Here is a 24326-nt window from a genome sequence, read left to right on the forward strand (position 1 = left end):
ATATATAACTATATGAAAATAATATATATAAATATTTTGTATGTTAGGTTTATGAAATAAAATTCAACATCATAGGAAGCGGATAAATACTTGCGTTACCGACAAGCAGATGCAAAGGGAGGCGCATACCGCACAGTTAATTTGGTTGAATGGCGCTTTGGTGGTAAGCCGCATTCAACATTGTATGGAACTATTGAACGAGGAATGGCAGCATCGAATTGGGATAAGGAAACGAGTGATGATATAGATGGTTACGGTTAGTGGTGAGATGTTGGGCTTCATTTCATTCAGCCCAACCTATCGGGCTCGGTTTTTGAGATTTTGGACTTTTGCAAGATAACAAACGCAATTTCGATTCAGTTATGACAAAAAAAATGACTGTGCTTAGCAAAATTCCCACCGGAGTATGGGCACTCGGATTTGTCAGCATGCTGATGGACATTTCTTCGGAGATGATTCATAGCCTGTTACCACTTTTTATGGTTGGGGTATTAGGCGCTAGTGCCCTCACGGTCGGCCTGATTGAGGGCATGGCCGAGGCGACCGCACTCATCGTCAAGGTGTTTTCGGGCGCCCTGAGTGATTATCTTGGCAAGCGCAAGGGATTGGCCTTGTTCGGCTACGCCCTGGGTGCGCTGACCAAACCGCTATTTGCCATGGCACCGACCATGGGCATCGTACTGACAGCCCGTTTGTTGGATCGGGTGGGCAAAGGTATCCGTGGCGCGCCTCGTGATGCCCTGGTCGCTGACATTTGCCCCGCCGAAATTCGTGGAGCGGCATTCGGCCTACGACAATCGCTGGATACGGTGGGTGCATTTCTCGGACCTTTGTTGGCAGTCGGTCTGATGCTGCTTTGGTCCAACGATTTCAGAGCAGTATTCTGGGTCGCTGTTATCCCAGGTTTGCTGGCTGTGGCTGTACTCATGTTTGGTGTGCGCGAACCTGAGCGACATCATGGCGAAAAGAAGATCAATCCCATACGCCGTGAAAACATCAAGCGGCTCAATGCGTCGTATTGGTGGGTGGTCGGTGTAGGGGCGGTGTTTGCACTGGCACGGTTCAGCGAGGCATTTCTAGTCCTGCGCGCACAACAAGGTGGCATCCCCCTAGCTTTGGTGCCGTTGGTGATGGTCGCGATGAATCTGATCTATGCAATTTCAGCCTACCCGTTCGGAAAATTGTCTGACCGCATGAGCCACACAAAACTTCTGGCTTGGGGCCTGGTTGTATTGATTGCTGCCGATCTGGTGTTAGTTAGCAATGACCATTGGATAACGGTGCTCGTGGGCGTGGCATTGTGGGGCATTCACATGGGCATGACGCAAGGCCTGCTGGCCACGATGGTCGCCGATACTGCTCCGGCTGACCTGCGTGGTACAGCGTTTGGTTTATTCAACTTGGTCAGTGGAGTCGCATTGCTGATCGCCAGCGTCGTGGCTGGACTGCTCTGGGATCAGTTGGGCGCTTCGTTCACTTTCTATGCAGGCGCTGGCTTTTGCATCATTGCATTGCTGGCACTGATCAGGAAGTATTGACGGCTAAGGTCACGTTTTGCCTGGCTCACACTCAAAAATCAAGTGCATCACCGTATCGATGCTCTGATTAGACGCAATTTGCCTAAAGGCACTAAGTTCAACTATGTCTCTGTAGCTGAAATTAATTGTATTGAAAAACAACTCAACAACGGCCTAGAAAATGTTTAAATTTCAAAATTTCCTATAAGGTGTTTAGGCTAGCTAGTGGTGCACTTGCAGGTTGAATGTGGGCATTATTTGATCACAAAATGGAGTACGTCTTGATACCGTGCAGCTGGCGTGTAGTGGTCAAAGCTGCGGTCAATAGGCTTTACGCTTTCGCGTGACAGGACAGGGCGGCAACAGGCTGGTGCATTACTCACTTAATTATTTTGCACAACGTTACGCGCAAAGCCGCTCGCAAATTCTTGCAACTTATAGTGCAGATCAAAACGGTGAAGATATGCACAGATAAATTGATTGACTTCTATAACCGCTCGGCATTGTAGCGAGCTTCGCGGCCTTATCGCCCATTCAAGGCGAGACTGCGTTGACACGGGTAGCCGACCAAAGTGGCTGGCCAGTTGCGTCGAGATAGGTGAGGTAAGCCCTCAAGTCAAATTCCAACTGGTGATAGTCAGGCTCCATATGCCGACACAGTTGATAGAAAGCTTTGTTGTGCTCACGTTCCTTGATGTGTGCAAGTTCGTGGACAACGATCATGCGCAAAAATTCGAGCGGCATTTCCTTGAACAATTCTGCGATGCGAATCTCACGCTTGGCCCTAAGTTTTGTGCCCTGTATGCGCGAGATGCTGGTGTGCGTGCCTAGTGCGTGCTGGATGACATGCAGTTTGCCGTCGAATGCTACCTTGCTCAGCTGCCCGGCGTTACGCAGATACTGGCCTTTGACTTCCAGCATATAGTCATAAAGCGCTTTGTCAGAGCGTACCGCGTGCGCATGCGGATATTTCTTCATCAACATGTTGGTCAGCAGATCTTGTTCGATAAGCTGCTGCACTTGCTCTGCCAGTGCTAGAGGGTAGCCAGATAGGTAACTAGGCGAAGGTTTCGCGTGCATAGCGGCATGTCACAACGTGGCAGATGGAAAGGGCTAAGCGATTATGTGCCTGACTTTTTAACTGCATCAGGCAGCGTGTTTTTTGACCCACGCGACATAATGATCCATCCAATTCTGGAAGAATTGTTTGCTGGCTGATCCGATGTCACCGACTTCGTCAAACAATCCATCCTTTACCTGAACGAATGCTTCGGGTTGACCAAGCGTCGGTGCGTTTAGGTGTGAGAGAACATTGCGCAAATGCTGTTGCGCCATGGCCGTGCCATGAGCCCCGGGAGAAGCGCCCAAAATACCGGTGGGCTTACCAGCCCAAGCACTTTGCCCGTAGGGCCGCGAGGCGTGGTCGATTACGTTTTTTAGCACGCCAGGAATAGAGCGATTATATTCGGGTGTAACAAACAGTAGACCCTGCGCCGCTAGAATCTCGCTTTTCAGACGCTTGACGGATTCTGCCTGGTTAGCGTCATCGTCTTGATTGTAAAGTGGCAAATCGCCAATTTGCACTTCTTTGAATGAGAATTCCGAGGGCGCCAATTTTGTAATTGCGTGAGCTAGCTTGCGGTTGAATGAATCCTTGCGAAGGCTGCCAACGATAACGGCTATTTGATATTGGCTCATGAAGATCTCCTTTTAAATATTTATAGAAAAACTTAAAACGTTTCGACTACATCAGTACAACTCCATGTCTTGAATTCTTCGGCGCGATTGTTGGTTTTCTCAGTTTCACTTAGTCATATCTCCAACATGAAACGCATCGGCTAGAAATGTCATACTTTCACCCCACGAAGCTTTGTCTGCTGCAGCGTTGTAAGCTACTGGTATTTTAAATTTCTGACCATATTTATCTGCGTCCGGATTAGTGAAGCTGTGCTTGGCACCGGGATAGGTTACCGCCTTGTAAGTCACGCCGGCTTTATCCATCTCTTGTCTGAAGGCGGCGACCTGCGTTGCGGGTATCATCGGGTCGTCTTCACCAGTGAAGGACGCGATTCGCGCCTTGACCTTGCCTGCCTCTGCCGGAGATTCTGTTCCCAGACCACCGTGGAAACTTATCACGGCCTTAAGTGGCTCGCCGAGACGCGCCATGTTCAATACGACCGAGCCACCAAAACAATAGCCGATGGCTGCGATGCGGTTGGAATCCACAGTCTTATCTTTGCTGATCAGGTTATATGCGCTATCGAATCGAGCCTTGGCGAGTTTAGTGTTCTTTGCCACTTCGCTTGCAAACTTGCCCGCATCGTCCGGGTGATGCGCTTGTTTACCGTCGCCATACATATCAACTGCCAACGCGGTGTAGCCACGCTCTGCCAACATGCGAGCGCGTTTGCGAGCATATTCGTTGTGTCCCCACCATTCGTGCACGACCAGAATACCTGGGCGCTTGCCCTTTATCGCATCGTCGAAGGCGATATACCCCTTTAGAAGGGTGCCGTTGGCGCTATAGGTTACTTCCTTGCCTTGCACGGCAGCGTAAGACGCAGAAGTTGCAAACATCAGACCCGCAAACAACAGAAATTTACTCATCATTTTCTCCAAAATATTAGCTAGTTCAGATTTTTAACGAACCTCAAAATGGAACACGTCCGGCAGCATGGCATGGAGCGTGTGGTAAATCGTTTCGTGGCTTACGCGTTCCGAAGGTTTGTCAGGATGCATGCCCTTGAGTGTGCCTGCAATTTGTTCGGGTGACCATTGCTTCTTGAGGGCACCTCTAAAAATCCAATTTTCGTCACAATACTGCATTACTCGAAAAAAATTATCACTTACATATCAACTATATGCCGCGCTCAAATTTTTTACTAGCGCCTTGTCTTGTCTAGAAAATTGAATTTTTAGAGGCGCCCTTGAGATGGCCTACAACAACTCCAAACAATGCGCCTCCAACAATGAGCTTCAATTCCTTGCGGGGTTTGATTCGCAGGCTGCGTGCCTGGTCGCTCGCCAATGAAGCAGCGTAACCCGATTCAGACCCAAAGTCACGATCAAGCTCTCGTGAATTGGTGCCGGGGGAGCGGTTCAAGAATCGTCCGATTTCCCGCACCCCTTTGCTCTATTGCCTCATCAACATAATCCTCGCCCGTTCTTCGGCATTCAACTGCGTGTAATGCTTTTCTAATTTCTCGATCCCTACACCTTAAACTATCCAAGGTGTTGCAGTTGGTTATTAAGCGCGCCGTCTGAAATTGCGTCTGCCGTCAATGTGGTGTTCTATATACTTCAAACCCAATTGATTAATTTTCATATCCATGGATATTCCTAATTTGTCACCTTTTGACGACAATAATTACTGATAAATTTTCAAGTGGTTAGGATAAATATGAGCGGTTAGTGTAGCCATGAGACGACAAATTAATTTAAGTAAATTTAATATTTAAAGGTAACTTAAGTTCAATTAGTTGTTTTTTTCAAAAATTAAACTTGGTATGATATCCACAGTATTTTATAAAGCCGCAATATTGCTGAATAAAATTACGTTGTTAGACATACTTTTAACTTAGGAGGAAATATTTTGAGATCAAAGCTAGCGTTACCCACGTTTATGTTGATTGCATCAATTGGCTTTGCCAATAATGTATTGGCATTCGATTACTATGCAACAAAATCCATTTCAGCAAAAACGATGGAACAACGCGTTTATTTTGTTGAACCAAAAGATGGTGCCGTAGTCGGCCAGGAAGTTAAAGTTGTGATGGGCGTGAATGGCATGGAGGTTAAACCTGCTGGCGTCGTAGAAGAGAATGTCGGGCATCATCATTTGCTGATAGACGCGCCGAAGCAGGTCAATGCTGGAGAAGCCGTTCCTGCCGGAAAGGATGAGTATCGCCATTTCGGTAAAGCTCAAACGGAAACTATGATCAAATTAGCGCCAGGTAAGCATACATTAACATTACAATTTGCCAATGGCGCGCATGTTTCTTATGGCGAAAAAATGCGTCAAACGATTACTGTGACCGCAAAATAACACTAGCCTACTCGATTGAACGGTGGGTTAATTGTTGCTACACGAACCGTTATATATGTCTCTCGAAACAATCGAGATCAATACAGCCAGCCCATTGCAATGGGCTGGCTGTTCTTTTTCATAATGAATTACGCTTGTATGATCTAATTCTGTCTTTAGTTAGATTAACCTGCAGTCACAATTGATATTGGCTGTCTGTTTTCCTCTTGTTTCGATAGCATCAAGAATTCTCTTTATGCGCTTTTGCTACTCCAATGTTTATCGCGCAGGCTCGATTCAAAACTTCATCCACCCAGATTCATGTCTCGTTGAGAATTAGATTCGTCTTAAAATTAATTACATATTGGACAAAGCTAAGCCTTGTGCCGCATTAACCTTAAGAGCATAATAACGAACTATTATCACTTGCAATATCAGTTAGATTCAAAGCATGGGCAGTGGTCAGCGTAGCGCCACTAATTGGTATCGCAAGCAGGAATATGCTTGCTCGAATTGTGCATTCACAGTGATGTCGTGTTTCGCATGGGGGCGAAGTGCTCGACAGTATCATGCATATATGCACCACAAAGGATGAACAAATTTTATGTATGTGGCGCCTAATTGCCCGCCTGTAGCGCGTTAAGTACATAGCTTTTTTCGAATTTATGTTAATTTTAGCTTGGAGAGATGATGAGTTATACCCGTAACTTAAAATGCACTACTGCCTTGGAGCAAAGATGTAGCCATCGTCAAACTAAGCTCGTTATCGCATTGAATAGCGCATTACTCTATTTTGGACTAGCCACTATTACTTTATCGGGTGTCGCAGTTGCGAAGTCAAACATTGATGCTAGTCCTGCCGTACACGCATATAAAATTCCTCCCGGTCCGCTTAAAGGCGCACTTGATCGTTTTGTAAAACAAGAGGGCATTGAACTCTCTTTCGACAATGTAAATATTAAAGGGAAAGATACTCTGGGAATAAACGGCGATTACACCATACAAGATGGGCTAAATCGGTTGTTGAGAAGGGGCAAGCTTCAAGCGGTACAAAGGGGTAATGTTTATGTTGTGCAGAAGTTAGGAACACGTAAATCAAGCAATGACGTAGCCAAGAGTGTGGTTGCCGCACCTAAATCAAGCAATAAAATAACAGAGAATTTGGCTGCCGCACCTGAACCGGGCAATGACATAAAAGAGAATTTGGATGTCGCACCTAACCTAGGTAATGACATAACAGAAAATTTGGCTGTCACACCTAATTCAAGCAATGACATGAGAGAGAGTCTGGCTGTCGCACCTAAATCAAGCAATGAAGTAACAGAAAGCGCGGCCATCCTTCCAGCAATAATGGTAAGCGCAAACAAACCTGATGGTACAGATGGTTATGTTGTAGCCAAAAGTTCCTCTGCGACTAAGACAAACACTCTCCTGCGTGATGTTCCGCAATCTGTATCTGTCGTGACTCAGGATTCAATTAAAGATCAATCCATGAAAAGCATCGCTGACGTTGTTCGCTACGTCCCCGGTGTGATTATGTCGCAAGGAGAGGGTAATGCGGATGCACCTGTTTTCCGCGGAAACAGGTCAACTGCTGACTTTTACGTTGATGGGGTGCGTGATGATGTTCAGTATTTTCGCGACCTTTACAACATAGAGCGAGTAGATGTTCTCATGGGCCCCAGTGGGATGATTTTTGGTCGCGGTAGCTCTGGCGGCGTGATCAACAGAGTAAGTAAAGAGGCTGGATGGATTCCGACACGTGAAATCACGACTCAGGTGGGATCATTCGATACCAAGCGGGTGCTACTTGACGTAGGCCAAGGTATTAATGATGTGGTTGCCTTCCGAGTGAATGGCATGTATGAGAACTCTGGAAGCTTTCGCGACGCGGTGACCTCGAAGCGCCACGGTTTCAGCCCTACGTTCACGATTATGCCCTCGGACAAAACCAAAATTGTTGTGGGTGGAGAGTTATTTAAAGATGATCGTACAGCTGATCGAGGTATCCCTTCCTTTGACGGTCGGCCTGTCAATACCAAAAGGTCAACATTCTTTGGCGATCCTTCCGTCAGCTTCGCGACTGCCGATGTTAAAAGTTTAAGCGCATTGATTGAACATGGGTTCGACAATGGACTCACCGTCCGTAACCGTACCCGCCTGGCAAAATATGACAAGTTTTATCAGAATGTCTATGCATTCGATACACCCAATGCGACAACAGTTGATCTTGCCGCATATAGCGTATCATCTAAACGAGATAGCTATTTCAACCAGACTGATATGCTGTATACGCTGAATACCGGGTCGATAGAACATCAACTTTTGGCGGGTGTCGAACTAGGTTACCAAAAGACAGATAATGTACGCAAAACCGGTTATTTTAATGGTGACACCGATACGTCCGTCTGTGACCACGCGGATGATCCTGAAGAAGATCAAGTGCCTAGTAGTGTCAACGTTCTTATCAGTAATCCAAGAACTTCCGCTCCAGTGGATTTTAGGCTGGATAAATGCGGAGTGGCTAACCATAGCATTGCGAAAGTAGCAGGAATCTATCTGCAAGATCAGATCAAGTTCCTTCCTCAGCTACAAGGAATTTTCGGTGTGCGCTATGACAGATTCGAATTGGATGTAACTAATACTCGCCCCGGAGCTGAAGCTGACGGCAGTCCTCTTAACCTCCGGACCACGAACAATCTTGTTTCGCCACGTGTTGGGTTGGTTTATAAGCCGATCGAACTTGTTTCTATTTACACCAGCTATAGCTTGTCGTATGTGCCACGCGCAGGGGATCAACTTGATTCACTGGAGCTTAGTAACGCAGCGTTGAAACCGGAAAAATTTACAAATCGTGAAGTGGGTGTCAAGTGGGATATTCGCCCCAAACTTGCTTTAACTGCTGCAGCGTATCAGCTGGATCGTACCAATGTTGCAATTCCTGATCCAATTAATGCGGCACGGACTTTACTCGTCAAAGGTCAACGTACTAAAGGGATTGAATTGGGCTTAAGCGGACGGATCACATCGGGATGGAGTACTACAGGGGGATATACTTATCAGCAGGGTATTATTGTCACCGGGCAACCAGAAAATGGAGAGGCTGGTGCAACTTTGGCTAATGTTCCCAAGCACACTTTTTCTTTGTGGAACCGATATGACTTTACTCCGCAGTGGGGTGTTGGGTTAGGTGTAATTAATCGCAGCAGCATGTTCACCTCGACTGACAATGCCGTTACATTGCCGGGCTATACTAGGGTGGATGCAGCTGTATATGGCAAATTTAATAAAAATTTGCGGGCTCAATTGAATATTGAAAACCTGTTTGATACTCATTATTTTGCTACCGCACACAATAACAGCAATATTTCACCAGGATCACCCATTGCTGCAAGAGTGTCTCTCATTGCTAATTTCTAGATTTTCCCGACAGCAAAAAATGTGCGTCGCTCCCGCCGAATAGGCGGAAGCACCGTTGCGATTGGTAATATTGGGTCATCGTCTTACCCCGCCCGCACTTGAGTGACAGGCTGCTAGCGCCTGAATTTGCGTTTTCTTATCACAGCAAAGCATCAATTCTTTCACATTGATAGCTTGGCACCATTCATGCGCGTGTGTCATTTTACCGATTGCAACCAGTTACACGATACTGCCACTCATCTGCTTCGTGCGTCGATTCGCTTACGCTTGCAAAGAATCTGTAGACGCCGATCATCGTCGACACTCAGTCGAACAGGTAAAGCAACACGCATAGCACTGACTTCACTAAGGTTTAAAGATCAAAATCGATAATTAGTACCGTTATTTCGAGGCACGACATTAGTTTGAAATTCGATTCACCATCAAACTCATTTCAACTAGCGTAAGGCTAAATCTTGCATCCCATTCAATATAAGAATAGAATTACAAACTATTATCATTTGTATATCTAGATTGAGTTTAAGTATGAGCAATCTAGACACAGCTTCACTAACCGGTACCGAATAGATAAGTGGAAAATTATGCATGCTCGAACTAAGCATTCACAGTGATACTGTGTTTTGCATAGGTGCGAAGAGCGCTCAGCATGCGCCATGTAAGTGTACCGTTGGATGCATCAATTTTAAGCACATGGCATCGAATTGCCCGCCGTCAGTAGTGCATTAAGCACTTTATTTTTTATTTTATTAGGATAAACAATGAGTTATATACGTAACCTCAAATGCATTACTGTATTGCCGAAAAGCAATGCTGACATTCAAACTCGGTGTAGCCATCGTCTAAGTAAGCGTGCCATCGCAATGAATGGCGCATTATTCTGTTTTGGATTAGCCGCTGTTACTTTATCGGGTGCCGCAGTTGCGAAGTCAAACACTGTTGAGAGTACAGACGTACACGCATATAAAATCCCTCCCGGTCCGCTTAAAGGTGCACTTGATCGTTTTGTAAAACAAGAAGGTATTGAACTCTCTTTCGACAATGTAAATCTTAAAGGTAAAGAGACTCTGGGAGTAAACGGCGATTACACCATACAAGATGGGCTAAATCGGTTGTTGAGAAGGGGCAAGCTTCAAGCGGTACAAAAGGGTAATGTTTATGTTGTGCAGAAATTAGGAACACGTAATTCAAGCAATGACGCAACAGAGAATCAGGGTGTCATACCTAATTCAAGCAATGACATGACAGAAAATATGGATTTCGCACCTGAACCAGTTAGTGACATAGCAGAGAATTTGGTTGTCGCACCTAATCTAGGTAATGACATATCAGAAAATTTGGCTGTCACACCTAATTCAAGCAATGATATGACAGAGAGACTGGCTGTCGCACCTAATTTTAGCAATGACGTAAAAGAGCGTCTGGCTACTACACCGAAATCAAACGATGACGTAAAAGAAAGCGTGGCCACCCTTCCAGTAATAAAGGTGAGCGCAAGCAAACCAGATGACGCAGTTGGTTATGTTGTAACCAAAAGTAGCACTGCAACCAAGACAAACACGCTTCTACGTGATGTACCGCAATCTATATCTGTTGTGACACAGGCTTTAATTAAAGATCAGGCTGTTCAGAGCATGGCGGATACAGTGCGCTATGTACCGGGTATGGGGATTTCACAAGGGGAAGGAAACCGGGATGCATTGGTGTTCCGGGGCAACCGATCTACGGCAGACTATTTTGTTTCCGGTATACGGGATGACGTCCAGTACTATCGCGACCTTTACAACATAGAAAGAGTTGAGGTGTTGAAAGGTCCCAATGGAATGATCTTTGGCCGAGGCGGCTCCGGGGGCGTAATAAACCGGGTAGTTAAAGAAGCGGGCTGGAATCAGATACGCGAACTTTCGGTACAAGCAGGCTCGTTTGATACCAAGCGCGTGGCACTGGACGTTGGCCAAGGCATAAATGATGTCGCCGCTTTCCGTCTCAATACCATGTATGAAAATTCGGGAAGTTTTCGAGATGGCGTAGATTTGAAACGATATGGAATTAATCCTACCGTTACGATTATGCCAACTGACGATACCAAAGTTGTGTTAAATGCGGAATATGTCAAAGATGAGCGCACAGCTGATCGAGGTATACCTTCCGTAAATGGGCGTCCTATCGATACCAAGAGATCAACATTTTTTGGTGATCCCGATCGAAGCAACGCTGACTCAGAGCTAAAAGCAGTCAACGCCCTTATTGAGCATAAGTTCAATAGTGATGTAACGATTCGCAACCGCACACGTTATGCCGCTCAAGACAAGTTTTATCAGAACGTATACGCTAACAGCTCGCTAAAGGGAACCAATGTAGAGATTGGTGCTTATAACAATACAACTCAGCGAGATAATTTCTTCAACCAGACGGATCTTCTGTTTTCTCTAAACACAGGGTCGGTGAAACATGATTTGGTGGCTGGTCTCGAAATAGGCCGTCAAGATACAGATGATTTACGTAAAACCGGATTTTTCAGCAATGGAACCACAGCGATTAACGTACCCATAAGTAACCCGGTCACGACAGATCCTATCACATTCACTACACGATCCTCAGATGCTGATAATCATAGTGTGATGAAACAAACATCGCTTTATGTGCAAGACCAGATCACATTGATGCCTCAATTACAAGCAATTCTCGGCGTGCGCTACGATAGGTACAAAGTAGATTTTCGCAAGAACAACGGCGCGGTCCCTCTAGAAATAAATTCTAATGATAATTTCTTCTCACCAAGAGTTGGATTGGTTTACAAACCAATAGAGCCAGTTTCAATTTATTCCAGCTATAGCTTGTCATATGTGCCTAGAGCTGGTGAACAACTTACTTCGCTAACTGTAACAACTGCGGCGCTCAAACCGGAAAAATTCAAAAATGTGGAAGTTGGAGCCAAGTGGGATATTCGTCCTGACTTGGCTTTGACCACTGCACTGTTTAAGCTGGACCGTACCAATGTGATTATTCCAGATCCGAACAATGCAAATGTGTCTTTTTTAGGCGGTGGTCAACGTAACAAGGGCTTTGAGTTAGGTTTGGCAGGCCAAATTACACAGGATTGGAGTGTCATAGGAGGGTATACCTATCAAGACGGGGAAATTACCAACACGCTATCTTCCAGTGCCAAAGCAGGGGCGGTCTTGGCGGAGCTTCCAAAACACACATTTTCACTGTGGAATCGGTATAACATCGACCCGATATGGGGTGTGGGGCTTGGTCTTATAAATCGTAGCGCTATGTACACTTCAACTGATAATACCGTTAGCTTGCCGGGCTTTGCTCGGGTGGATGCAGCTGTATATGCCAAGATTAATAAAAATTTGCGGGCTCAGTTGAATATCGAAAACCTGTTTGATACTCATTATTTTGCTTCTGCCCACAATAACAACAATATCTCACCAGGGTCACCCATTGCTGCAAGAGTGTCACTCATTGCAAATTTCTAATTTTTTCAGGTAGCAAAACACGTGCGTCTGTCCCCGCCTAACAGGCGGGGCACTATAAAAATTTGCTTCAATGATCGTATGGAGACAGTCGTGCAACTCAATAATCCTCACAATCTCAGTCTGGCAACTGGCGTTGAAAATCATCTGACTGATTCCAAAGACCGCGACATCCGTTCACGGCGTGCCGTTTTCTTGAAATGGCTGCGTAAGACACATGGTTGGATCGGACTCTGGGGGGCAGCCATAGGTTTGCTCTTTGGCGTAACCGGGATATTACTGAATCACCGCACAGTGTTGAAAATACCGGCTGTCAAAACTCAAGAAACGAATCTGCAAATCCCTCTGCCTACTCCCGCACCGGCCAATGCGAAAGCAATGGCAAGCTGGTTGCAAAATGAATTGATGGTCGATCGACCTGCCTCAAAGGAACGTAGTGAACCGGCCAAACCTGTGGCATGGGGTGATAAGACACTTAAGCAACCTGCGCGCTGGTCGGCTACATTTAGCTCGCCTCAAGCCAACCTACAGGCGGAATATTGGGTCGGTAACGCTTTCGTTTCAGTCAAGCGTAGCGACCAAAATGTATTCGGTACATTGACCAATCTGCACAAAGGTAACGGCGCTGGTATTCCTTGGATTCTTCTCGCAGACACTTTGGCTGGAAGCATTATCCTGCTGTCATTAACCGGCGTTGTACTGTGGACGCAGCTAAATCGCCGTCGCATGATCGGATTTGGTATAGGCTTAACGTCGCTCGTTCTGTTGATCAGTTTTGTCATGCAGGCATTTGTGTAGGTGATGAAGCAAGTTGATGTCTGCTGCTGTAAAACTGGTTGGCGAACTCAACGGGAAATTGATTGACGTTTTTTGTATAACGATGGACACCACTGTATAAAATCTCGATATACTTACTGCGAACGGAGGCGGGGCAGGGGTTGTGAAGAAATTCAGTGGGGCAAAAAAATTCACATAGGACATAAAGGCTATTACCGAGCAGCATCATTCAACTGCCCGGTATAGATTGTTTCTCTATATGGACGCATCTGGTCATAACTAAAAGAGCCACCTCACGTGGCAGTTAGTGGGGCCGTTCTACCGCTCGTCGTACTTGCTCCTCAGTTTCGTCAATCCTCTCCAAGTAAAATTAATATTTTTTATGATTCAAGTATGTTGCTTTATTTACTTAATGCAATATATAGAAATATTAATCAGGCAATTGATACAATGAGTAGACATTACACTTTGTAACAACTGTAACAAAAATTTTCAGCTAAGATTAGTAGGTCGGATGAATATCGAAAGTATGCGCATGAGCATGCACGCTTTAATATTCGTAAAAACCAGTATCCGGTAAACCAAAGCATATACGTCATTTAATTTGGTTCGTTGAAACTCTTATTGTTGATTTTGTCGAAAAGACAGCTAAAAATTGCATCAAATGAATGGTAGAAACTCTGAATGAAGAATAAAACCCTTTGGATTACGAGCGGATTATTAGTGGCCGTCGGAGTACTTACCATCTTTTTATTATCCGGGAAGCAGGAAAAACAAGCGCCGCCAACGAAACGTGGCGGTATGGATGGTGCAAGCCGACCTCTGCCAGTAACGGTTGCAACCGCCCGTACCGGTGACATCGATGTGGTGATTAAAGCATTAGGCACTGTTACAGCGCGCAACACTGTAACAGTCAAACCTCGCGTCGACGGCCAACTTGTGCGCGTTACTTTCCGTGAAGGTCAACTCGTGAAGGTTGGCGATTTGCTTGCAGAAATCGACCCGCGCTCTTTCCAGTCGCAACTTGATCAAGCGAACGGGCAATTAGTACGGGATCAGGCGTTACTTGCCATTGCGCGGTTAGATCAGGTTCGCTATCGCGGCCTGCTGGCGAAGGATTCAATCGCCAAACAACAGGTCGACGCGCAGGAAGCGCTGGTAAAGCAATATGAAGGAGGGGTAAAAACGGATAGGGCTTTGGTGGATAACGCCAAGCTCCAGCTTGCGTTCACTCAAGTCAAGGCACCGATTGCCGGCCGCCTTGGGCTGCGCCTGGTTGACACTGGTAACATGGTGCGCGCCACTGATGCTGGCGGTTTGGTTGTTATTACTCAGACTCAGCCGATTACCGTCATTTTCTCAATTCCTTCGGACAATCTCGCTGCAGTAATGAGCAAATTGCAGGAGAATCAAGAGCTGGCAGTCGAAGCCTGGGATCGAGACAATAAGAATAAGTTGGCGACCGGCGTGCTGCTGACGGTAGATAACCAGATTGATGTGGCAACGGGAACAGTCAAGCTTAAGGCAGAATTCACAAACTCTGACAACGCCCTTTTTCCGAATCTGTTTGTCAATATCCACTTGCGAACCGAAACTCGACATGGGGTTACTTTAATTCCGACTTCCGCGTCCCAGCGCGGCACGCAGGGAACTTTTTTCTATGTAGTGAATGAAGACCAAACAGTGAGCATGCGACCCGTCGTGCTCGGATCAGTGTCGGACAATATAATGGCGGTCGAAAAAGGCTTGGTTCCTGGTGAAAAAGTAGTGATCGACGGCGCAGACAAGCTGCGTCAGGGTGCAAAAGTTGAGATCATTTCCCCTGACAAACGAGGTGGGGAAAACAAAGGGCCACCTAAAGGTGATAAGCGCCAAAATCGGCGAAAACCCCCAGCCGAGAGCAAAGACGGGGCATGAACCCTTCACGTCTGTTTATTATCCGACCAGTAGCGACCTCACTGCTAATGGTCGCCATCCTGTTTTCAGGAATTCTGGCCTACAGTTTATTGCCAATTTCCGCCCTACCGGAGGTTGATTACCCGACTATTCAGGTGACCACTTTCTACCCTGGTGCCAGCCCAGACGTAACGACATCCTCAATTACCGCACCATTGGAACGCCAGTTCGGTCAAATGCCCGGCCTGAGCCAGATGTCTTCCAGCAGTTCAGGCGGTGCCTCAGTCATCACACTGCAATTCGGACTCAATCTCAGTCTTGATGTTGCCGAACAAGGCGTGCAGGCAGCGATTAACGCTGCTAGTACTTTCTTGCCTAATGATCTACCGATGCCGCCGGTTTACAGCAAGGTCAATCCAGCTGATGCGCCTATCGTTACGCTGGCGATCACTTCCGAAACGCTGCCGCTGCCGAAAGTGCAAGACTTGGTTGATACACGCCTGGCACAGAAACTTTCGCAGTTGCCTGGCGTCGGCTTGGTGAGTATCGGCGGCGGTCAACGGCCTGCTATTCGCATCCAGGCTAATCCAAAAGCACTTGCCGCAAATGGTCTTAACCTCGACGATATTCGCACTGCTATCGGAAATGCCAACGTAAACATTGCGAAAGGAAGTTTTGATGGCGCGGCACGGGCCTCAACCCTGGACGCTAACGATCAACTCAAATCAGCAGAAGAATATCGAAATCTTATTATCGCCTGGCGCAATGGCGCAGCGATTCGTTTGCGTGACATTGCTGACACCATTGATGGTGCCGAAAACACACATCTTGCTGCTTGGGCTGACCAGACTCGGGCTGTGATCCTGAATATTCGGCGTCAACCCGGGGCAAATGTCATAGAAACGGTGGATCGTATTCAAAAGCTTTTGCCGCAACTACAAGCTTCGTTACCTGGCTCTATCAATGTCAAAATTCTCACTGATCGAACGACGACAATTCGTGCCTCGGTGAAAGATGTCCGCTTTGAGTTGATGCTTTCTGTCGCGCTGGTAGTGATGGTGATCTTCCTGTTTTTACGTAGCGTGTATGCCACCATCATTCCCGGCATTGCCGTGCCGCTGTCGCTTATCGGCACTTTTGGCGTGATGTATCTGGCTGGTTTCAGTATCAATAACTTGACGCTGATGGCGCTGACGATTGCTACCGGATTTGTGGTGGATGATGCAATCGTAATGATCGAGAACATTACGCGTTATATTGAAGCTGGCGAATCGCCCTTGCAAGCGGCGCTCAAGGGGGCCGAGCAAATAAGTTTTACCATTATTTCGCTGACTTTTTCGCTGATCGCTGTGCTGATTCCACTGCTGTTCATGGGAGATGTTGTCGGCCGCTTGTTCCGTGAATTCGCTATCACATTGGCGGTGGCGATTCTGATTTCTGCTGTGGTATCACTTACCCTCACGCCCATGATGTGTGCAAAACTGCTGCGCCATGTACCGGCTGCCGAGCAAGGTCGGTTTTACCGCAAGAGCGGCGTTTTTTTAGATAGCGTAATTGCGCGTTACGGTGTCATGCTTAACTGGGTGCTGGATCGTCAGTTTGCCACGTTACTGGTGGCTGGATCCACACTTGGTCTTAGCGTTATGCTCTATATAATTGTTCCAAAAGGGTTTTTTCCAGTGCAAGACACCGGGGTAATTCAAGGCATGACTCAAGCCCCTCAGTCTATTTCTTTCGCGGCAATGGCCGAACGACAACAGGCGCTCGCTCAGGTTGTGCTGAAAGACCCTGCGGTTGAAAGCTTGTCGTCATTCATTGGCGTTGATGGCACGAATGCCACACTAAACAGTGGTCGCATGCTGATTAACCTCAAACCGAAGAGTGAGCGCAACGCGGACGCCAGTGGCGTGATTCGTCGTTTGCAAAATAGTCTGGAACAGGTGCATGGAATAGAGATGTACATGCAGCCGGTACAGGATTTAACGATAGAGACACGGGTAAGTAGCACTCAATATCAGTTCAGTATCGCAGACGTCAATCCTGACGAGCTGGCCGAATGGGCGACCAAAATGCTGGAGCGTCTGCGCAAATTGCCGGAGCTCATTGATGTTGCCAGCGACGTTCAAAATCAGGGCTTACAGGCTTATGTCGAGATCGACCGTGACACCGCTAGCCGGTTTGGCATAACGCCTGCGGCCATAGATAACACCTTATACAATGCCTTTGGTCAGCGATTAATCTCAACCATATTCACCCAATCCAGCCTATATCGCGTAGTGCTGGAAGTTAAGCCTGATTCTCAGCGAGGGCCGGAGGCTCTCAATGGGATTTACATCGTATCACTGGATGGTAGTCAAGTGCCGTTATCGTCGATTGCCCGTATTTCAGAACGTTCAACACCGCTGTCTATAAACCATATCGATCAGTTTCCAGCCGCCACTATTTCCTTTAACTTGGCGCCCGGTGCCTCGTTGGGCAACGCAGTGAAGGCTATCCGTGCTGCGGAACTAGAAATTGGACTGCCGGCTAGTGTTCAAACCAATTTTCAGGGAGCTGCCCTGGCGTTCCAAGCTTCTCTGAGCAACATGTTACTGCTGATTTTTGCAGCTATCATTACCATGTACATTGTTCTGGGCGTGCTCTATGAGAGCTATATACACCCAGTCACAATTTTGTCTACTCTACCTTCTGCCGGAGTCGGGGCATTACTAGCGCTGATGGTGTCGCGTACTGACCTTGGAATAATCGGCATTATAGGTATCATTCTGCTCATTGGCATTGTTAAAAAAAATGCCATCATGATGATCGACTTTGCGTTGGATGCAGAGCGTAAACATGGCAAAACACCACGCGAAGCAATCTATGAAGCCTGCTTGTTACGTTTCCGGCCGATTCTGATGACGACTATGAGTGCCTTGCTTGCCGCGCTTCCATTGATGCTCGGTACCGGTGTCGGGTCTGAATTACGCCACCCTCTAGGGATCACGATGGTGGGAGGATTGCTGGTCAGCCAGATGCTGACTCTGTTTACAACGCCGGTCATTTACCTTGCTTTTGATAAGTGTGTGCAGCGCTTCAGATCTCCCCCAGTTGTCGACCATGCTTAAGGTGTAACCCGGTCTTGTTGCCATGAATCTACCTGAAATTTTCATAAATCGTCCGGTTGCCACAACACTATTGGCGCTAGGTATCGTATTGTCGGGGATAATTGCATTTACGTTGCTTCCTGTAGCATCCTTGCCCCAAGTAGATTTTCCAACAATTTCGGTACGGGCATCATTGCCGGGGGCAAGTCCGGAAACGATGGCTGCCACGGTAGCCACACCGCTTGAACGATCGCTTGGTCTCATCGCGGGCGTGTCTGAAATTACCTCGTCCAGCACGCTGGGTTCAACTCGAATCTCTTTGCAGTTCGATCTTGACCGCGACATTGATGGCGCTGCACAAGACGTTCAGGCGGCAATAAACGCGGCTCGAAATCTGCTGCCCACGGGCCTTCCCGGCAACCCAGACTACCGCAAATCCAATCCGGCCGCTGCGCCCATTATGATTCTTTCTCTTACCTCAGATTCGATGAGTCGAGGGCAGATGTATGATGCGGCATCAACTATCCTCGCTCAAAAAATAGCTCAGGTGGAAGGGATGGGTGAGGTGACTGTAGGCGGCAGTTCGCTACCTGCCGTGCGCGTGTTGCTCAACCCGAATGTCCTGAACAAATTTGGCATAGGTGTTGAGGATGTCCGTGCTGCAATCGTTGCCACCAACGCTAACAGGCCCAAAGGTTCACTTGAGAATGGAGACCGTCACTGGCGGATATTGGCTAACGATCAAGCCAAAACTGCTGCTGAATATAGTCCGGCAATCGTAGCTTATCGTAACGGTGCACCCGTCCGTCTTGCCGATATTGCCCAGGTCGTGGATTCGGTACAAGACATTCGAAATGCCGGGCTAGTCAATGGTAAACCGGCAGTGATGCTGATTCTGCGTCAGGAGCCGGGCGCCAATGTCATTGAAACGGTAGATCAAGTGAAGAAATTGCTACCGCTATTGCGTGCTTCTATACCGGCGGCAATGACCCTGACACTGGTGTCGGATCGCACGCCAACTATTCGCGCATCAATACGGGAAATCGAGCATACACTGTTGATTTCAATCGCCCTGGTGATGTTGGTTGTATTTCTGTTTCTGCGGGACGTCCGGGCTGCTCTAATCCCAAGTGTCGCGGTTTCTGTATCGTTGATCGGCACCTTTGGCGTGATGTATATGGCAGGTTTCAGCCTAAACAATATCTCGCTTATGGCTCTGACTGTCTGTACCGGATTTGTGGTGGATGATGCGGTAGTGATGCTGGAAAATATTTCGCGCCACATCGAGAACGGCGTTTCGCCATTTAAAGCGGCCGTACAAGGGGCGCGCGAGGTGAGTTTCACGGTATTATCAATGAGTCTGTCCTTGATCGCCGTATTCATACCGATTATGTTAATGGGCGGTATCGTCGGGAGACTGTTTCGAGAATTTGCGATCACGCTATCGGCGGCCATTCTGGTGTCTCTCGTGGTATCGCTTACTGTGACACCCATGATGTGTGCACGGCTATTGCGTCCACGCTCGGTGTCACCGCAAGGACGTTTCTATCGGGTAAGTGAGCGTATCTTCAATGCGCTATTGAACGGCTACCGCGTATCGCTCGATTGGGCACTCGCACACAGCCGCATCATGCTGTTCATACTGCTAGCCACGGTTTGCCTTAATATTTATCTTTATATCGCCATCCCCAAAGGCTTTTTTCCGCAGCAGGACAGCGGCCGACTGACTGGCGGTATTCAGGCAGACCAAAGTATTTCTTTCCAAGCTATGGAAGAAAAACTTGCTACTTTTGTTAAGATTGTCAGCCAGGATCCTGCGGTGGAGAGTGTCGTTGGTTTTACCGGAGGAGGGCAGGTCAACACTGGACGAGTGTTCGTAGGGCTAAAGCCTTTGGCTGAACGTCAGTTGTCCGCTGACAAAGTTATCGCGCGGTTGCGCCGTAAACTCGCCCATGAACCCGGTGCTAAAATGTTTCTGCAATCGGTTCAGGATATTAGAGTCGGCGGGCGAGCCAGTGACGCGCAATATCAATACACGATCCAGGCAGACAGGATTGATGAATTGCGTACTTGGGAGCCCCTCATCCGCCAGGCATTACAATCGCTACCGCAAATTACAGACGTCAATACCGACCAACAAGACAACGGTAGGCAGACCTCCCTCATCATCGACCGCGATGCTACTGCGCGGCTGGGATTAACGCAGAGGCTGATCGATACGACATTGAACGATTTGTTCGGCCAGCGCCAGGTATCAACGATATATAACCCATTGAACCAGTATCGAGTGGTTATGGAAGCTGCCCCGCAATATTTACAGAGCCCGGAAGCACTGAAGGACGTGTTCATCAGTGCCCCCGGAGGGTTGCAAGTACCACTGGCCGCATTTGCTCGCTGGGAAGAGACGGCAACGCCACTGGTTGTTAATCATCAGGGCCAATTTGCCGCCTCGACGATTGCATTTAATCTCCCTATAGGCGTGTCGCTTTCAGAAGCTACGCGGGAAATTGAGAATGCAATGGCAAGGATCGGCGTACCTGTTTCTGTGCATGGTAGTTTTCAGGGTACAGCTAAAGTTTTTCAGAAGTCGCTCGACAATCAACCACTACTCATCCTTGCCGCCTTGGTTGCAGTGTATCTTGTGCTTGGTATACTTTATGAGAGTTACATTCATCCTATCACCATTCTTTCGACGCTACCGTCGGCGGGAGTAGGAGCCCTACTAGCGCTGCTAGCATTCAAGATGGATTTTAGTATTATGGCGTTGATTGGCGTCATCCTCTTAATCGGCATTGTCAAGAAGAACGCGATCCTGATGGTTGACTTTGCGCTTGAAGCCGAACGACAGCGTGGTTTGAGTCCACGTGATGCGATCTATGAAGCCTGTCTATTACGTTTCCGTCCAATCATGATGACCAGCATGGCCGCCTTGTTTGGCGCACTACCGCTCGCCTTGGGCTCGGGCATGGGGGCTGAAATGCGCCAACCTCTGGGAATCTCTATTGTCGGTGGGCTGATTTTAAGTCAATTGCTAACGCTGTACACGACACCCGTCGTCTATCTATACCTTGATCGTTTTCGGCTATGGTGTCAAAAGATATGGAAACAACGGCCCCAAGTTAAGTCACTGAAAACTGCACAACGAACAGAATTATGACTAATTTAAAGGAGTTGAAAGCAACTTCAGGAGTTAATGTTGATAAAAACTGACTATATCATTTATGTACTGGCTTTTTTAAGTTTAAGCGGATGTGCCGTGGGCCCCGACTACAAACGACCTGAGGTTATAGCTCCAACCAACTACAAAGAAGAAGCAAATCATTGGAAATTGGCAGAACCGCGAGATCACGCGGTACGTGGCAAATGGTGGGAAATATATGGTGACATTCAGCTAAATGCGCTGGTAGAACAAGTATCAATCTCTAACCAAAACATTCAAAGCGCCGAAGCGCAATACCGGCAGGCGCTCGCTCTTCTTGGTGTTGCACGCGCACGATACTTGCCAACAGTAACTGGCAGCTTTGCTCATACTCGGGGACAAGGCACAAGCTCAACCAACTCAGGGGTAACCATTCCCGGTAACCCTTCCGCAGCGATTACCGATACGAATCGGTTATTATTGAATGCCAATTGGGAAGTCGACTTGTGGGGACGAATAGGACGCGCCGTTGAATCAAATCGAGCTTCAGCTGAAGCCAGTGCCGCAGACCTGCAATCTGCACTGCTAAGCATTCAATCTACGTTGGTGCAGACTTATTTTCAATTACGAATCAATGACGCACAAGGTAAATTGTTGGAACAAACAGCCATAGCCTATGAGCGGTCGCTGCAAATTACTCAAAATCGTTATGAAGCTGGCATGGTGGGACGCTCCGATATTGTTCAAGCAAATACGCAATTAAGGTCTACCCAAGCTCAAGCGATAGATCTTGGCGTGCAGAGGGCACAGCTTGAACATGCGATCGCCGTGCTGATCGGCAAAGCCCCATCCAATTTTTTGCTCAAACCAAGTTTAGTCCTGCCAAAGTTGCCAGAATTTCCTGCCGGTCTTCCGTCAGAATTGCTGGAGCGTCGTCCTGATATTGCAGCAGCGGAACGCCGCGTTAAGGCTGCCAATGCTCAGATTGGCGTTACCCAAGCTGCATTTTTTCCATCTCTCATCCTTGGCGCCTCCACGGGTTATCAAAGTTCACTGCTTTCCAATTTAATATCTCTGCCAAGGCGGGTATGGTCTATTGGACCGAATATTGCGGCCACATTGTTTGACGGGGGAGTGCGGTCATCACAAAAAGAGCAGGCTATTGCTTTATTTGACAAAAGCGTTGCTGATTATCGACAGATTGTTCTAGCTGGATTTCAGGAAGTCGAAGACAATCTTTCGACATTACGCATCCTGAATAATGAAGCCAAGGTACAACGTGAAGCGACACAGTCTGCGCAGGAATCCGTTACGCTATTTAATAACCAGTACATAGCAGGAACAGTAAGCTACTTGAATGTAGTCACGGCACAAGCAACAGCGCTGGATGCGGACATACGCAGCCTCAATATCACTGGCCGAAGCCTGGTTGCCAGCGCAGCTTTGCTCAAAGCACTGGGTGGGGGCTGGCCCGACGCTGATACACCCCAGCAGCAAACCTCTCGGAAAGGGGTATAGCGTGAGCGAATATGAGGTGTTGCCGAAATTGCTTTTATCCAGGAGGGGAGGGGGTTGATTAATCAGGAGAAGGCTAGGCTACCTTCTGGCAGTCTGTCGGACTTAAAGGAAGTGGGCTGCCAAGCCTGCACCTTTTTTGATGGCGCGATCCAAGGTATCTTTCGGCATAGAGGCTTTTTTGGCTTGCTCAACTACTAGACGCAAACATGAATTTGAGCCAATGTCAGCCCCGCCCTTTGCGGCCACCATGATTTCTTTGGCCAGCGAGCGTCTGCAAAGCAAGGGGCTGTAATTCGGCGATTTCTTGTCCCCGCACATCACTTAGCGATGTTGGATACCCCATGCTGAGATGGTAATGCGTGGCTCGACTCCCCACACTTCGCCCACTGGGATGTATTGAATGATGCAGACTTAACATGCTAGGATGCCGTTATGAAAAGAGCACTTGCCAATGCGCTTGAGAATAAAGCAAAGCCTGTGAAGGCAGGCGCGCGCGGGTCTGTGCATCTTGCAAAAATAGTAGCGGCAAATCCCTCTTACAGCAAAGCAGCTCGCCAAGCTGCTTTTAGCAAGGTGGCCAGCCAAATGCCTGTTGCGAAAGCCGTGTCTCAGGCGAAGCTCATTTCAAAGGTCAATCCTGCCGAATTCCGCATCGTTCGCATGCCTGGCTAAACTTTGGCTGCCGGTTATGATTGGTTTCAGCCGAGCGACCTACCAAAATTTTTCCACGCGCTCCAGAAGGCAACTCAGCCAGCCATCCTGGTTTGGGGGCAATCCCTGACATTCTGGGTCGATTATTTTAAAATCCCCGCACCCCCAAGTGACACGCCGTATCTCACGCAGGACGCTGATGTTTTAGCCACAAAGCATGATGCTCGAATCGTTGCAACAAAATTGCAATGGATACTCCGCATTCTGGAGCCGGACGACCATACGCCAAACACAGCCATTGTTACTTACAAAACACCAGATGGACGCACGCTATTTATTGACTTCATTGGAACGTTGATCGGACTATCCAACGAAGAAATCAGAAAGCTCGCTGTCAAGCTTGAACACCCCGACTATGGATCTATACGCATTCTCCACCCGACCCTTGTTCTCAAAAGTCGCATCGTTAACCTGCATCGTCTATCCTCCAAGCGCGACACGAATGGCATTGAGCAAGCACATTTAGCCGTGTTGGTCGCTAAGGCATTTTTCGAACACTATGTCGCATCAGGATTCGCCGGTAAAAACCCCGACCGTTATCTGATAGATCGAGTTGTATGGCTGGAAAAACTAGCACTCTCAGATGCCGGAATGTTCGTTTTTACGCAATGGGGAATTGATGTCATGGGAGCTGCCCCGATAGAAACAATAACCAATAAAAATTTTCATGCCAAACATTGGCCTCGCCTTGATGCCCGAGTTCAATCCAAACGGGATCGCAAAAAAGCAGCAACTTGAAAAAAGACGCAAGTGCAA

16 protein-coding genes and 1 pseudogene are annotated in these 24326 nt (G+C 47.6%); 11 read left to right on the forward strand and 6 right to left on the reverse strand.

All coding sequences use genetic code 11. From position 1 onward, the window contains the following. Window positions 1-374: 374 nt before the first annotated feature. Window positions 375-1538, forward strand: a complete 1164-nt coding sequence (locus tag MJ769_RS13625) for an MFS transporter (RefSeq protein WP_239237688.1) — start codon at window positions 375-377, stop codon at window positions 1536-1538. Window positions 1539-2051: 513 nt separating this feature from the next. Here the strand turns inward: MJ769_RS13625 and MJ769_RS13630 are convergent. The 5 genes and pseudogenes from MJ769_RS13630 to MJ769_RS13650 all read right to left on the reverse strand — a co-directional run bounded on the left by MJ769_RS13630 (window position 2052) and on the right by MJ769_RS13650 (window position 4620). Next, window positions 2052-2597: a M48 metallopeptidase family protein gene (locus tag MJ769_RS13630; protein ID WP_239237689.1), complete on the reverse strand. Its 546-nt coding sequence runs from the start codon at window positions 2595-2597 to the stop codon at window positions 2052-2054. 66 nt (window positions 2598-2663) lie between these two features. Continuing rightward, complete coding sequence (locus MJ769_RS13635; RefSeq protein ID WP_239237690.1) at window positions 2664-3215, reverse strand: NADPH-dependent FMN reductase; 552 nt, start codon at window positions 3213-3215, stop codon at window positions 2664-2666. Between the two features lie 105 nt (window positions 3216-3320). Further along, window positions 3321-4127: a dienelactone hydrolase family protein gene (locus tag MJ769_RS13640; protein WP_320412165.1), complete on the reverse strand. Its 807-nt coding sequence runs from the start codon at window positions 4125-4127 to the stop codon at window positions 3321-3323. Between the two features lie 72 nt (window positions 4128-4199). Continuing rightward, window positions 4200-4304: pseudogene (locus MJ769_RS13645) on the reverse strand (IS30 family transposase); the annotation flags it as partial. Between the two features lie 112 nt (window positions 4305-4416). Beyond that, entirely contained in the window at window positions 4417-4620 is a 204-nt protein-coding gene (locus MJ769_RS13650; protein ID WP_239237691.1) for a hypothetical protein, read from the reverse strand. A 519-nt stretch (window positions 4621-5139) separates the two neighbouring features. Between MJ769_RS13650 and MJ769_RS13655 the strand changes: the two genes are divergently transcribed. The 8 genes from MJ769_RS13655 (at window position 5140) to MJ769_RS13690 (ending at window position 22859) form a co-directional block, all read left to right on the forward strand. Beyond that, window positions 5140-5562 carry a DUF4399 domain-containing protein gene (locus MJ769_RS13655; protein ID WP_239237692.1) on the forward strand — a complete coding sequence of 141 codons (423 nt, stop codon included), beginning with the start codon at window positions 5140-5142 and terminating at the stop codon, window positions 5560-5562. Window positions 5563-6228: 666 nt separating this feature from the next. Further along, a complete protein-coding gene (locus tag MJ769_RS13660) occupies window positions 6229-8961 on the forward strand; it encodes a TonB-dependent siderophore receptor (protein WP_239237693.1) in 2733 nt (910 codons plus the stop codon). A 758-nt stretch (window positions 8962-9719) separates the two neighbouring features. Further along, window positions 9720-12446 carry a TonB-dependent siderophore receptor gene (locus MJ769_RS13665; protein ID WP_239237694.1) on the forward strand — a complete coding sequence of 909 codons (2727 nt, stop codon included), beginning with the start codon at window positions 9720-9722 and terminating at the stop codon, window positions 12444-12446. Window positions 12447-12536: 90 nt separating this feature from the next. Beyond that, the gene (locus MJ769_RS13670) at window positions 12537-13241 is read left to right on the forward strand and encodes a PepSY-associated TM helix domain-containing protein (RefSeq protein WP_239237695.1); all 705 of its coding nucleotides are present in this window, start codon (window positions 12537-12539) and stop codon (window positions 13239-13241) included. A gap of 663 nt (window positions 13242-13904) precedes the next feature. Then, the gene (locus MJ769_RS13675) at window positions 13905-15137 is read left to right on the forward strand and encodes an MdtA/MuxA family multidrug efflux RND transporter periplasmic adaptor subunit (RefSeq protein WP_239237696.1); all 1233 of its coding nucleotides are present in this window, start codon (window positions 13905-13907) and stop codon (window positions 15135-15137) included. Then, window positions 15134-18223: an MdtB/MuxB family multidrug efflux RND transporter permease subunit gene (locus MJ769_RS13680; RefSeq protein ID WP_239237697.1), complete on the forward strand. Its 3090-nt coding sequence runs from the start codon at window positions 15134-15136 to the stop codon at window positions 18221-18223. Before MJ769_RS13675 ends, MJ769_RS13680 begins: the two co-directional genes overlap by 4 nt. A gap of 22 nt (window positions 18224-18245) precedes the next feature. Further along, window positions 18246-21359, forward strand: a complete 3114-nt coding sequence (locus tag MJ769_RS13685) for a multidrug efflux RND transporter permease subunit (RefSeq protein ID WP_239237698.1) — start codon at window positions 18246-18248, stop codon at window positions 21357-21359. 36 nt (window positions 21360-21395) lie between these two features. Next, entirely contained in the window at window positions 21396-22859 is a 1464-nt protein-coding gene (locus MJ769_RS13690) for an efflux transporter outer membrane subunit (RefSeq protein ID WP_239237699.1), read from the forward strand. A 102-nt stretch (window positions 22860-22961) separates the two neighbouring features. Here MJ769_RS13690 and MJ769_RS13695 read toward each other — a convergent pair whose 3' ends face one another. Then, window positions 22962-23177: a YebC/PmpR family DNA-binding transcriptional regulator gene (locus MJ769_RS13695; protein WP_305854713.1), complete on the reverse strand. Its 216-nt coding sequence runs from the start codon at window positions 23175-23177 to the stop codon at window positions 22962-22964. Between the two features lie 114 nt (window positions 23178-23291). Here MJ769_RS13695 and MJ769_RS13700 point away from each other — a divergent pair, with 114 nt between their 5' ends. Together MJ769_RS13700 and MJ769_RS13705 are read left to right on the forward strand one after the other, a co-directional pair. Next, complete coding sequence (locus tag MJ769_RS13700; protein WP_239237700.1) at window positions 23292-23531, forward strand: hypothetical protein; 240 nt, start codon at window positions 23292-23294, stop codon at window positions 23529-23531. 3 nt (window positions 23532-23534) lie between these two features. Beyond that, complete coding sequence (locus MJ769_RS13705; protein ID WP_239237701.1) at window positions 23535-24308, forward strand: hypothetical protein; 774 nt, start codon at window positions 23535-23537, stop codon at window positions 24306-24308. Window positions 24309-24326 lie beyond the last annotated feature (18 nt).

This window comes from Candidatus Nitrotoga sp. BS (assembly GCF_927797785.1).
Lineage (GTDB): Bacteria > Pseudomonadota > Gammaproteobacteria > Burkholderiales > Gallionellaceae > Nitrotoga.